Source organism: Hymenobacter elongatus (assembly GCF_004745955.1).
GTDB lineage: Bacteria > Bacteroidota > Bacteroidia > Cytophagales > Hymenobacteraceae > Hymenobacter > Hymenobacter elongatus.
The window spans coordinates 151,646-164,237 of sequence record NZ_SRLD01000003.1; the positions used below are offsets into that span (position 1 = coordinate 151,646).

Here is a 12,592-nt window from a genome sequence, read left to right on the forward strand (position 1 = left end):
GCGTTGCTCACGTTTCTTGCTCCTTCCGGTTTGCTGGCGTTGCTGGGCGTAGCGGTACCCATTGCTATTCATGTATGGAACCGGCGGCCGGGCCGCACGGTGCAGGTGGGCAGCATTCGGTGGCTGGCCGTGGCCGCCAACCGGCGCATGCGCAACCTGCGGCTGGAACAGCTGTTGCTCCTGCTCTTGCGCCTGCTGCTGGTTGCCACACTGGCGGTAGCGGTAGCCAGGCCGGTATGGCAGCAGCCCCCGCCGCCCCGCCGCGGCCAAATTCTGATAAGTCCGGACCTACTGACATCGGCGTCGCTCACGGCTGTGCGGCCTACGATTGACTCGCTCCGCCGCCGGGGCTTTGGCTTGCGCCAGCTTGGCCAGGGCTTTCCGCTGATTTCAGATACGCTCTGGCAACAGCTTCGCGACCAGCCCGCAGCGGCTGCCATCGTAGCGCCCCAACAGAATTTCTGGACACGGGTAAGCCAAGCCGCCGACTCTTTTCCCGGTCAGCCAGTTCGAGTATTCACTTCGGCGGCAATGCGGCATTTTCGGGGTGGCCGGCCGGCGCTGCCTGCCAACATCAGCTGGCAAACCGTGCCCCTCCCCCCCGGCACCGCCGCGTGGCTGACCGGAGCCAGCCTTATAACGCCGGATAGCTTGCGCCTGGTCGTGCAGCATGGCAACCAGGATGGCATCTATACCAGCATCCATACGCTGGCAAAACCCTGGCAGCTCCCGGCGCGGCTGCCCGGCATTGCCGGATTGCCGCCATTGCGCTACACTTTAGTGGCCGGAAAAGCTACTATCCAAACTCTAGCACCCGATTCGCTGCGGATTCCCGTTCGCACTCAGCCGGTGCGGCTATGGGTGTATTATGATGTCGACCATACCCTGGATGCCCGTTACCTGCGAGCAGCGCTACGGGCGGCAGCACTGGGCCTGGCCACACCGCTGGAGCTTACCGTGACGACTACTCCGCCGCCAGCGGCCCAAAAGCTGGACTGGCTGTGCTGGCTGGCCAATACACCCGTGCCGACTCTCTGGCAACAGCGGGTAGCCGCCGGGCTCACGCTTTGGCAGAATGGGCATACGCCCGGCATTGCTGTCCAAACCAGCTTTGCCGTCGCCCCACTTAGCCAAAACTATCCACTGAGCCGCCTCGACACCGTTTCCGTTCGGGAACCCAACAGCGTTTTATGGCAGGCGACTAATGGCCGCGCCGTGCTTTCGCAGCGGGCACTAGGCCGGGGTGTTTTCTACACGTTTCACAGTCGCCTGCACCCGGCCTGGAGCCGCCTGGGCGACAGTCCGGATTTACCGCAGCTGTGGCTGTCACTGCTGCAACCCGATGGCGCAGTCGCACCCGAGGCGCAGGACCAGCGCCAGCTCGACCCCACGCAGGTACTGCGCCAACAGCGCCGCACGACCCAACGCCCAATGGTCCCGGCCGCGTCTACTGCCACCGATTTACGAATCTGGGTAGTGCTGGCCGCCGCTTTGCTCTGGGGTATTGAGCGACTGGTGGCCGGGCGCATTTCTTCCGCTAAAGCCGTGGCCCTATGAGCACCACCTTATCGACGCCCCATACTGCCGCCGCCGAGGGGCTGGCTACTTTGCGCCAAGTACGCCAGACGTACCGGTGGCACCGCACGGCCGCTGTGCTGGTGCCAACCCTGGCGTTGGCGGGTCTATTACTGCTGCTACAGGCACGTTTTCCACAATTACCGCTTATGCTGTCGGTGCTTGTGGCCTTGCTGGGGACGGTAGTGGTAGCCGGGCTGCTCTGGAGAATCTGGCGTGAGCCGCTGGCCACCATTTCCCGCCACCTCGACCGGCGCTTTCCGGAGCTGGAAGACAGCGCCGGGCTGCTGCTGCGCCCAGCGCAACAGCTGAATCTGCTGGAGCACTTGCAGCAGCAGCACATTACGACGCGCTTACTAGCCCTGACGTCCCAACCTCGGCCAGTGCTACCGGTGCGCTTTGCCCTGGCTACTTACCTCACTATTGCGGCGCTACTAACGCTGGCCGGAGTGTGGCTTTGGCCCCCAACGGCTCCGGCCCAACCTCCCGGCACCGCGCCGACTGCAGCCTTGCATTTTCCGGCCGTTCCCACTACTGGTCAGAAAGCTGCCGCGCCGGCCCGTATTCTCGAAACCCGTATCCGAGTGGTGCCGCCTGCCTACACACGCCGTCCAAGCTTTACGGCGGCCGAGCCTTCGTTTCGCTGCCCTCAAGGCTCTCAGGTGCGCTGGACGGTGCGGGTATCCCGGGCGAGCGGGCGGCCCCAGCTGGAAATTGGCCGGCAACGGCTCAGGTTTCGACCCGTAGCGGGCCAGCCGCTGCACTTCACCGCTTCCTATACTTTTGCTGCTTCTACGCTCTACCGCATCCGATTTGATGGCCAGGCTTCCGACGACTACGCGGTGGAAGTGCAGCCCGACCGACCGCCGACTATTCAAATCCGGAGCCCGAAACCGTACACGCTGGTTGAGTTTGGCCAACGTCCGGAAGTAGCCGTGCGTCTGGCGCTGGGCGATGAGTATGGGTTGACTGCGGCCCGGCTGGTAGCCACCGTGGCGCAGGGCCAGGGCGAGGCCGTGAAATTCCGGGAAGTAGCCACCGACCTGAACGGTAGCCTGCGCGGCCAGCCCACGCAGGTTTCCCTCACCCACTTGCTCCGGCTGCCCGCCCTGGGCCTCACCTACGGCGACGAAGTGTATTTCTATGTGCAGGCCTGGGACAACGCCCGCCACAGCACCCGCTCCGATACCTACTTAGTGCAGTGGGAAGACACGACAGTCGATGACTCAGGCTCTGACATGGCCATGGGCGTGAACGTGGTGCCGGCTTACTTTCGCAGCCAGCGCCAGGTTATCATCGACACCGAAAAGCTGGTGGCCGAGCGGCGGCAGCTGGAGACTACCGCTTTCACCGACCGCGCTAACGACCTGGGCCACGATCAGAAAGTACTGCGGCTGCGCTACGGCAAGTTTTTGGGCGAGGAGTTTGAGCAGAGCATCGGCCAAAGCGCCCCCCGCCCACCCGCAGCCGATACCGACGGTGACCATCACGAGGCCGGGGAGCATGCGGAAGGCGAGGAAGCCGGCCACGACCATGGCGCAGCCGCCACTGCCGACGCCAGCCCCACGGCCGAAGCCGCGCAGCTGCTCGATGCCTACGTGCACCACCACGACGACTCCGAAACCGCCGACTTCCTGGAGCCTGCTGTCAAGGCCAAGCTGCGCGGCGTGCTGAGCCAGATGTGGGAGGCGGAGCTGCGCCTGCGCACCGCCCGGCCCGCCGAAGCCCTGCCCTACGAATACCGGGCCCTGCGGCTGCTAAAGCAGGTGCAGCAGCAAACCCGGGCGTACGTGCGCAAGTCGGGCTTTGCCCCACCGATAATTCCTGAAGCTACCACCCGTCTTACCGGCGAAATGGCTGGGGCCGCCGCGCCGCGCCGCCAGCAGCAGGTAGCCGCCCCGCCGACCCAACCCACGATTCAGGCCGCCCTGCGCCTGCTGGCCGTGTTGCGTCAGGGGGGCACCGTGCGGCCGGCCGATGCGGCTATCCTGGACCAGGCCCGCCCCGCTACCGCCCAGGCGGCCCTGCGCAACCCCGGCCGCTACCTGACCGCCGTGCGCGACCTACGCCAGCTGACCACCGATGTGCGGGCCAGCCGGCGGCCCTGCCAGTCGTGCATTGCCAAAGTAGAATCTGCGCTTACTGACCTGCTCCCGCCCCCGCCCGCTGACCCTGGCCGCCCCACCGGACCCGACCGACTGGCCCGCCGGTACTTTCAGGAGCTGGGCCGGTGAGCTTTTCCCCTATCATGTCGCACCCGCCCATCTTTTATCTCTTCCTGCTACTGTGCCTGCTGCTGGCCGCTGGCCTTACCATAGCGGCCCTGCGCCGCGCCAATCGACAACGGCTTGTGCTACGGCTGGCCGCTGGCTGGCTGGCAGTGCTGGCGCTGTGGCTGATGGTAAATCCGCCGCGCTACACCGTGCGCGGAACCAGCAACGAAGCGGTTGTTCTCACACCCGGCTACCAACCCGACAGCCTACGGCGAATAGTGCGGCAGCTAGGACCGGCTACGCAGCTATGGCGCTACGGCACCACCACTGCCAGCGCCGACACGCCGAGTTTGAGCAGTGTGCTGCTCCTGCGGGAACGATACCCCGCCCTGCGGCACCTGCACGTTCTGGGACAGGGGTTGCCGACTACGGAACTGACCAACCTGGGACCCGTGAAGCTAATTTCGCATCAGCCAGCAGCTTTTCAGGGCTTTCAACAAGCCGGGTGGAGCCGCCGCCTGGAGGCCGGACAGCCGCTGCTGGTGGAAGGCGTTTTCTCGGCCATAAAACCCGGGCAACCCGTCTGGATTAGCCTGCGCGGGCCGGGCCAAAATACCGATTCAGTACAGCTGAAAGCCAGGGCGGGGAGTTTCCGATTACGCTTTCTTCCCAAATCAGCCGGCTTGGCTGTCTATCAGCTCCGGGCCCGGCGGGGCGGTAAGCTAGTGGCTGCCGAGCCCGTGCCGGTCGAGGTAGTGGCGCCTCAGCCCCTACGAGTCTTGCTGCTGAGCAGCACGGCTTCCTTCGAGTTCAAATTTTTGAAGAATCACCTCGGCGAGCGTCAGCACCGTGTGGCACTGCGCACGGGGGTTAGCCGGGGTCTGACCCAAACCGAATTCCTCAACCAACCCGCCCACGACCTTTCCCGGGTTTCCAGCTCCTTGCTCGCCCGCTACGATGTAATAGTAGCTGATGCCGGCACCCTGGCCGCGCTGGCTCCCGCCGAAACGCAGGCCCTGAACACGACTATCCGCACCACCGGGCTGGGACTCATCGTGCTCGGCGACGCGGCCCCGCTGCCCCGCGCCACGCCCGCCCGCGCCAGCTTCACCGTGGTGCCCCACGCCGCCACCGCCACCGACCGCCCACAACCCGTGCGTTGGCCCCAACAAATAGGCCAGCCCACCACGCTTATTCCGGCCACCATACGCTTGGCGGCCACTGCCCGGCCCGTAGTGGCAGATGGCCGGCAGCAGCCTGTGGTGGCTGCGCAGCGGCTGGGTGCGGGCATGGTCATGGTGTCGGTGCTGCCCCAAACCTATCCGTGGGCGCTGCAAAATGCGGCCAGCACGTATGCGGCCTATTGGGGTTCGTTGCTGCGAATAGTGGCCCGGCCCGTCGCGCCAGCGGCTCAATGGCAAGTGCTGGCCGCCTGGCCGCGCGCCCACGAGCCGGTGGCGTTACGCTTGGTTTCCGGCACGTTCCCTACCCAGCAGCCCAGCGTCTCAGATTTACGGCAGACAGCACCTATCACGCTGGCGTTGCGGCAGGATGCACGACTACCCGAATGGAAGGCTGGGCATTTATGGCCTGCCGCCCCCGGCTGGCACCAGGTACGCCTGGCAAATCAGGCACCGCAGGCTTTCTATGTGTTTGGCACTACCGACTGGCAGGGCCCCGAAAGAACAATCAGGGAGCAAGCCGCGGCTTCGCTGCAGGCATCGACCTCACCCTCTACGTCGCCGACGCTAACGAGCCAGTCCTACTCACTGTTGTGGTTCTTTATTCTGTTCGTGCTGGCGGCGGGTAGCCTGTGGCTGGAAGAGAAGCTCTGACTACAGCCTTAGTAGCGAATATCCGGATGACCGTTGAGCAGCATATCCTCCGCATCGCCCACCACATACTCGCCCACGACGAATACTATTCCTGCCGTCGTGGTTTCTGAATCGGGGTAGGTAGCAGAGGGTGGCACCCGATGTTTTTCAGAAACGCCCCTATTGGCTGAATTACTCTCCTCTTTGTTGGAAAAGATGGAGCTGTTTATAGCGTGCTTAGAATACTTGGACAAGGCTGCTAGATAGTTGTTCGAAGAAACCGGGGCACAAATATTGCACTTAAAATATTTAATATTTAATCTATCTGTTATTTATTTTCTCTTGGCTTGACACCAACGAAAAACGGCCCAATTCTCCGGGGTGGAAAATCGGGCCGCTTGCAGAGTGCACGCCGGCCAGGGCCGGCGCGTAATTACTTCTGCTCGGTCGTGGTCGTCGTGGTCGAAGCCTCGGTGGTGGTAGCAGCAGGAGCAGCCATCGTCGAGTCAGCCATTACAGTCGTGGTGGTGCTAGTCGAGTCCATCGTCATCGTGGTAGCATCGGTAGCAGGAACTTCTACGTTCGTAGTCTCGGTGGTTTCAGCAGTCTTCGTCTCGCAAGAAGCAAGGGTAGTAGCGAATACGAGAGCCAGGGCAGAAACCTTCAGGAGATTGTTCATTTTGGTGGTACGTTTGAAAAAATTTAGTCTGAAAAACTTTCTTCATACCGGCTTCTTAAGAAGGTAACCCGCCCCGGAAAAAATACTTTTCGTGGGTTACTAAAGTGCTGACACTGTATTAATCGACAAAGCGAATGGGTAAGGGTCAACCTTCCTACACCGATGAAGAGTTCGTAGCGGCTATCCGCGACGGCGACGACCGGGCGCTGGCACAGCTCTACCGCCTGCACTTCCCGATGATTTCGCACTACGTTCTGCAAAACAGCGGAACCGAAGACGAAGCCAAGGATGTGTACCAGGAGGGCGTGATGGTATTTTACGAGAAGGTGCGCGAAGGCTCGCTCGAGCTAAGCTGCCAGATCAAAACCTACCTCTATGCCGTGTGCCGCCGCCTGTGGCTGAAGCGTCTCACCGAGAAGACCCGCTTCGGCGGCCGACTGGAAGACCACGAACCCTACCTCGAAACTGGTGCCGAGGCCGATGTAGCCCTGGCCGAGGAGCGCGACCAGCGCTTCGCGACCATGAGCGAGGCCCTGGAGCTGGTGGGAGAGCCGTGCCGCTCGCTTTTGGAAGGATTTTACCTGCTGGATAAGTCTATGCAGCAGCTTACGGCGGAGTTTGGCTACACCAATGCCGACAATGCCAAGAATCAAAAATACAAGTGCCTGGTACGCCTGAAAAAGTTATTTTTCGCCCATTACAAGGAAGAAGAATCATTTTAGCAGATGTACGTATTCCGGCCGAGCACCCACTCGGTCCCACGCTATGAAAACGGAAGCCGACTACTACGCCTTATTCGAAGCCTACCGTGCGGGCGGGCTTACGGCCCCGGCCCGCGCCGATGTGGAGCGCCGCCTGGCGGCCGACGCTGACTTTGCGCAGCAGTTCGCCGATTTCACGGAGCTTACCACCACCCTGCACGGCTACGGCACCCGGCTGGCTACGCGCCGCAAGCTGCACGCCATTCAGGCGGATATGGATGCGGAGCAGGCCGTACGGCTGGAGGGAGAAACGCTGGAAACGGGCATCCCTACCATGCCGCAGCTATACATTTCTCCCGTGGAGCGCAAGCTGCGTGCGTTCTGGGGTGCCCACCGCGCCACGGCGATGGTAGCGGCTTCGGTGGCCGTTATGGCGGTGTTTGCCACGCTGCTGGGGCTCGAGTGGTGGCGCACCGCCCAGCGGCCTTCGCTCTACGGCTACACCGTGCTGCGGCGCGAGGTAGAGCGCATCAAGCAAACCCAGAAAGCGATGAACCGGGCCATCAACCAAATTGATGGGGCCAAGCCTGAAGGCGAGCTGAACCCCGGCAAATTCAGCGGCACCGGCTTTGCCCTCACCGCCGATGGCTACCTGGTCACCAGCTACCACGTCATTCAGGGTGCCGATTCGCTGCTGATCGAAAGCCGCGACCGGCAGCGCTTCCGTGCCGAGCCCGTGTTTACCGACGTGGCGCACGACCTGGCTATTCTGCGCATCAAGGACCGGAAATTCAACGGCTTTGGCCGCCTGCCTTACTCTTTTAAGCGTGGCACGGCCGACCTGGGCGAGAAAGTATTCACGCTGGGCTACCCCCGCGAAGATGTCGTATTCGGGGAAGGCTCGCTGAGTGCCCGCTCGGGCTTTGAGGGCGACACGGCCTTCTATCAGATTTCGATTCCGGTGAATCCCGGCAACAGCGGCGGCCCGCTACTCGACGACCGGGGCAACCTGATCGGCATTATCAGCGGCCGGCAGATGGATATGCAGAGCGCTGCTTTCGCCACCAAGTCGTCGTACCTGATGCGACTGGTGGATTCGTTGTCGGCTGCCGGTACGGCCCAGCCCTACAACATGCCGCGCACCAGCCAAATGACTGGCACTTCGCGCCGTCAGCAGATTCGGAAGCTCCAGGACTACGTGTTCGTCGTGAAAGTATACGAATAGCGCCGGTTGTTTCAGTTCTATTCAGAAAAAGTCTCACCGCTATGGTGAGACTTTTTTTGTGTCCTGGCTACAGGAAATCGAAACAAAATTTTGGCTTTAACAACCCGTATCCGTCGCAAAAACTGAGGCTATTGGCATCTAAAAAAGATTGAGTGAAACAAGAGGTAGAAGTGGGCATTAAACTATGGCTATGTCTGCTGGTCTATCTAGGTACCCAATAGCTGACACTGGGCTAATCTCCTACCTTACAAGAGCTTATTCGACCTTCTCTACCCTTTTCCAACCACACAGCTTATGGACAGAAGAGCTTTCCTCCGCAAGAATTCCACCGTGCTGGTGGCTCCGGCTACGGCGCTGGCGGAAAGGCCCGCGGCGACCGACCCGCCCAGCGAGGATGAAACCGTCAGCCGCTTCGCCAACAAGGCCCTGCCGACTACAGCGCGCTCTATGGCCGGCGTGGCGCCCTACACGGGGCCCTGGGGCCGTGAGCAGGCCGGGCACCTGCTGCGGCGTGCCCTCTTTGGCCCCACCCGCACTGAAATAGCCGCCGCCGCCGGACGCACGCTGACCCAAGTGGTGAACGACCTGCTCACGGCCCCGGCAGCCCCGGCCCCACCCCTGAATGTGTCGACGACCGATACCAGCGTGCCGGTGGGGCAAACCTGGGTGACGCAGGCCTTCGACCAGAACGTGGAGGGCGTGCGGCGCTCGTCGCTGCGGGCGTGGTGGCTGGGGCAGATGCTCACCCAGAACCTGTCGTTGACGGAGAAGATGACGCTGTTCTGGCACAACCACTTCGTCATCGAGTTCGGCGACATCAACGATTCGCGGCAGGGCTACCAGTACGCGGCGCTACTGCGGCAGTATGCTCTGGGCAATATCCGGCAGTTGGCCAAGGATATAACGGTGAATGCCGCCATGCTGCGCTACCTGAACGGAAATCAAAGCACAGCTTCGGCACCCAATGAAAACTACGGCCGGGAGCTGCTGGAGCTGTTCACGGTGGGCAAAGGGCCGCTGATTGGCAACGGCAACTACACCACCTACACCGAGGCCGACGTGCAGGCGGCGGCCCGCGTGCTCACGGGCTGGCGCGACAACTCCCTTGCCATCAACAGCTATTTTACGGCGTCGCGCCACGACACGACGGCTAAGGTTTTTTCGGCCGCTTTTGGTCGTGCCACCATCACCAACGGCGGCGACCAGGAATACAAGACGCTGGTTGACCTGATTTTCAGCCAGGCCGAAACGGCCCGCTTTCTGGTTCGCAAGCTCTACCGCTGGTTTGTATACTATGTTATCGATGCCACCACGGAGCAGAACGTTATTGAGCCTCTGGCCCAGCTGCTGATTCAGAACAATTACAACGTGGCGCCGGTGCTGCGCACGCTGCTTTCGAGTGAGCATTTCTTTGATGCCGTGAATATGGGCTGCCTTATCAAGAGCCCGCTCGATTTTACGCTCACGGTGGGCCGCCAGATGCAGATTGCCTTCCCGCCAGCCTCTACCGTGGTGGCGCAGTACGGTATGTGGGACTATCTGAATGGGGTGACCAACCTGCAGCAGCAAGTAGTGGGCGACCCACCAAACGTGGCCGGCTGGCAAGCCTACTACCAAACGCCGCAGTTCCATGAAATGTGGATTAATGCCGTGACGCTGCCCCGCCGCAACCAGTTTACGGACCAGATGATCAGCACGGCAGGCTACAGCCGCAACGGCGTTAAAATTAATATCGACGCTATTGCCCTGGTGCAGAGCCTGCCCACCGACGTGGCCCAGGACCCGAATCTGCTCATTGCGGAGCTGGCCCGGCTGCTGCTGCCGATTTCGCTCACGGCCACCCAGCTCACGTTTCTAAACGACGTGCTGCTGCCCGGTCTGCCCGATTTTGAGTGGACCGAAGAGTGGACGGACTACCTGGCCAACCCGACCAACACGGCCAAAAAAACTGCTGTCAACACCAAGCTCCAGTCGTTGCTGCGCACCATGATGGGCCTGGCCGAATACCATTTGTCTTAGTCGGGGAATCAGAAACCGGGCTGTAGGAAGTGCCGCTTCTGGCCAGTGGTTGGCCGCTGGCGCTACTCCTACCAGACCCGCAATGCCACCCCCTGTACCCCCAACTATTCCAGATTTTCTCCCATGAAACGCAGAGACTTTCTCCAGACTACGGCGGCAGCGTCGGTGCTGCCCGCTTTGCTGGGCGGCTTTCCCATTGGGGCCTACGGCTACTCGCCTGAGCTGGCCGCCCTGACCAACGCAGCCACCCAAACCGACCGGGTGCTGGTACTCATTCAGCTCAACGGCGGCAACGACGGCCTGAACATGGTTATTCCCCTCGACCAGTATTCGGCCCTGATGAATGCCCGCGCCAGCATCGCCATTCCCGAGGCCCAGGTACTGCGGCTGACGGCCGCCACCGGCCTTCACCCGGCCATGACGGGCATCAAGAGCCTCTATACCAGCGGCAAAATCGGGGTGGTGCAGAGTGTGGGTTACCCTAACCCCAATTTCTCCCACTTCCGCGCCACCGATATCTGGACCTCGGCTTCCGAGTCGAATGTGACCATCACCTCCGGCTGGGCCGGGCGCTACCTGAACGGCGAATACCCCGGCTTCCCCACCGGCTACCCCAACACCCAAAGCCCCGATCCGCTGGCCATCAGCATTGGCTCGGTGGTGAGCAACTGTGTGCAGGGACCCGCCGTGAACATGGGCATGGCCATTGCCAGCACGGCCTCGTTCTACCAGCTGCTCTCGGGGGGCGTCGATACGGCTCCCAACACGCCCGCCGGCCACGAGCTGACGTTTATCCGGCAGGTGGTGCAGCAAACGCAGGTCTATAACTCGGCCATTCAGCAGGCGGCGGGGCGGGCCAAAAACCTGTCGCCACTCTACCCCACGGCCGGGCAGAACAGCCTCGCCGACCAGCTCAAGATAGTGGCCCAGCTGGTAGCGGGTGGCCTGCAAACCCGCGTGTACGTCTGCAATCTGGGCGGCTTCGACACGCACGCCGGGCAGGTATCGACCACCGGGGGCACCGCCACTGGCACCCACGCCACGCTGCTGGGCAAAATCTCGCAGGCGCTGGAGGCCTTCCTCGACGACCTGCAGCGCCTGCAGGTGCAGGACCGCGTCGTGGGCATGACGTTTTCGGAGTTTGGCCGCCGCATCAAAGCCAACTCCAGCTTCGGTACCGACCACGGTGCGGCGGCTCCGCTCATCGTTTTTGGCACCAGCGTTAACCCCATTATTCACGGTACCAACCCGGTGCTGCCTGCTACGGCCGGCGTGAACGACAACGTGCCGATGCAGTTCGACTTCCGGGCCATTTATGGCAGCCTGCTGATGGACTGGTTTAAAGTACCGCAGGCCACCGTAGATGCCCTGCTCCCGCATCCCGGAGCCTCGTTTCCGCACGTACCGGTGCTGCGTCCGGGTGTGGTCACGGGGGTGGCTACGGCTTCCGATATGAGCGTAAAGGGCTTCAGCGTGTATCCTAACCCCGTGCGGGAGCAGGCCACCGTGGAGTTCGAATCGGAAGGCGGACACGTGCAAGTGCTGGTATTCGATATGATGGGCCGCGAGGTTCGGCGACTTCTGGACCGGCAGCTGCCGCGCGGGGTGCAGCGGCTACCGCTCCCGGCCGGCGACTTGGCGGCGGGGGCCTACTATTGCCAGGTGCAGGAAGGCAGCCGCGCCAGCTCCCGGCTGATAGCCGTGGAGCGGTAGGAACAGGCGGGAAGCGCGTATTCCCGCCTGATAGTGCCCAATCACAACTACTCAGCCTTGGGCCAACGCATAAATGTTACCCATTCGCGGAAAAAGGGTAGCCCGCCAACGGCTTTTTGCGTACAGGCTTTTCAGTGGCTTGCCACTACCACTGTATCAACTTTTCCACGAACACCTACCTACTCTTCCGCTATGGAATCCCAGATTGAACAACAGTTGGAGAAAATTATGCCCGAAGATCTGGCCCGCACCTTCGAAAGCGCTTACCATGTGCTCATCCAAGGCAACCACGATCATATGGATGACTTGCTGAAGCACGGCGGCACGCTCCTGAAGAAAGCTGCCCAGCGCCTGACGCCCACCCAAATGATATTGGGCATTGCCGCTATTGCCGCCGTGGCCGTGGTAGTGGTAAGCCGCTCGATAGAGCACACCGGCAGTGAAGCCGACGACGCAGGAACCTCCGCTGAACCGCTCAAGGACAGCAAGCCCAAAGCGGCTGGCAGTCAGGCCAATAAAGAAGGCCAGGAGCACCAGGGACACTAGTGGTTCTCCGCTACACGAAAAGCCCTGCTGGGTTGGAGCCATCCAACTCAGCAGGGCTTTCTGCATTCACATGTTTATGTGATGATAATTTATTGCACTAATACGAT

At 61.8% G+C, this 12,592-nt stretch carries 10 protein-coding genes; 8 read left to right on the plus strand and 2 right to left on the minus strand.

The window, feature by feature from the left end:
• Positions 1 to 3: 3 nt before the first annotated feature.
• The 3 genes from E5J99_RS02940 to E5J99_RS02950 are packed head-to-tail and all read left to right on the plus strand — an operon-like array spanning position 4 to position 5,623.
• On the plus strand, positions 4 to 1,557 hold the full coding sequence (locus tag E5J99_RS02940; RefSeq protein ID WP_135496221.1) for a BatA domain-containing protein: 1,554 nt from the start codon (positions 4 to 6) through the stop codon (positions 1,555 to 1,557).
• Positions 1,554 to 3,809 (plus strand): DUF4175 family protein, encoded by a 2,256-nt coding sequence (locus tag E5J99_RS02945; protein WP_135496222.1) that lies wholly within the window; start codon positions 1,554 to 1,556, stop codon positions 3,807 to 3,809. Before E5J99_RS02940 ends, E5J99_RS02945 begins: the two co-directional genes overlap by 4 nt.
• A 14-nt stretch (positions 3,810 to 3,823) precedes the next feature.
• Positions 3,824 to 5,623 carry a hypothetical protein gene (locus E5J99_RS02950; RefSeq protein WP_135496223.1) on the plus strand — a complete coding sequence of 600 codons (1,800 nt, stop codon included), beginning with the start codon at positions 3,824 to 3,826 and terminating at the stop codon, positions 5,621 to 5,623.
• A gap of 8 nt (positions 5,624 to 5,631) precedes the next feature.
• Here the strand turns inward: E5J99_RS02950 and E5J99_RS21985 are convergent, their stop codons facing one another.
• Together E5J99_RS21985 and E5J99_RS02955 are read right to left on the minus strand one after the other, a co-directional pair.
• Positions 5,632 to 5,760, minus strand: coding sequence for a hypothetical protein (locus E5J99_RS21985; protein ID WP_262712962.1), 129 nt, complete (start codon positions 5,758 to 5,760; stop codon positions 5,632 to 5,634).
• 275 nt (positions 5,761 to 6,035) lie between these two features.
• Positions 6,036 to 6,281, minus strand: coding sequence for a hypothetical protein (locus E5J99_RS02955; RefSeq protein ID WP_135496224.1), 246 nt, complete (start codon positions 6,279 to 6,281; stop codon positions 6,036 to 6,038).
• A gap of 134 nt (positions 6,282 to 6,415) precedes the next feature.
• On the opposite strand from E5J99_RS02955, the gene E5J99_RS02960 reads away from it, so the two are divergent.
• The 5 genes from E5J99_RS02960 (at position 6,416) to E5J99_RS02980 (ending at position 12,485) form a co-directional block, all read left to right on the plus strand.
• Positions 6,416 to 7,003: an RNA polymerase sigma factor gene (locus E5J99_RS02960; RefSeq protein WP_135496225.1), complete on the plus strand. Its 588-nt coding sequence runs from the start codon at positions 6,416 to 6,418 to the stop codon at positions 7,001 to 7,003.
• A 43-nt stretch (positions 7,004 to 7,046) separates the two neighbouring features.
• The gene (locus tag E5J99_RS02965; protein ID WP_135496226.1) at positions 7,047 to 8,207 is read left to right on the plus strand and encodes a S1C family serine protease; all 1,161 of its coding nucleotides are present in this window, start codon (positions 7,047 to 7,049) and stop codon (positions 8,205 to 8,207) included.
• A 294-nt stretch (positions 8,208 to 8,501) separates the two neighbouring features.
• On the plus strand, positions 8,502 to 10,226 hold the full coding sequence (locus tag E5J99_RS02970) for a DUF1800 domain-containing protein (protein ID WP_135496227.1): 1,725 nt from the start codon (positions 8,502 to 8,504) through the stop codon (positions 10,224 to 10,226).
• A gap of 123 nt (positions 10,227 to 10,349) precedes the next feature.
• A complete protein-coding gene (locus E5J99_RS02975; protein WP_167851952.1) occupies positions 10,350 to 11,939 on the plus strand; it encodes a DUF1501 domain-containing protein in 1,590 nt (529 codons plus the stop codon).
• A gap of 192 nt (positions 11,940 to 12,131) precedes the next feature.
• On the plus strand, positions 12,132 to 12,485 hold the full coding sequence (locus E5J99_RS02980; RefSeq protein WP_135496228.1) for a hypothetical protein: 354 nt from the start codon (positions 12,132 to 12,134) through the stop codon (positions 12,483 to 12,485).
• Positions 12,486 to 12,592 lie beyond the last annotated feature (107 nt).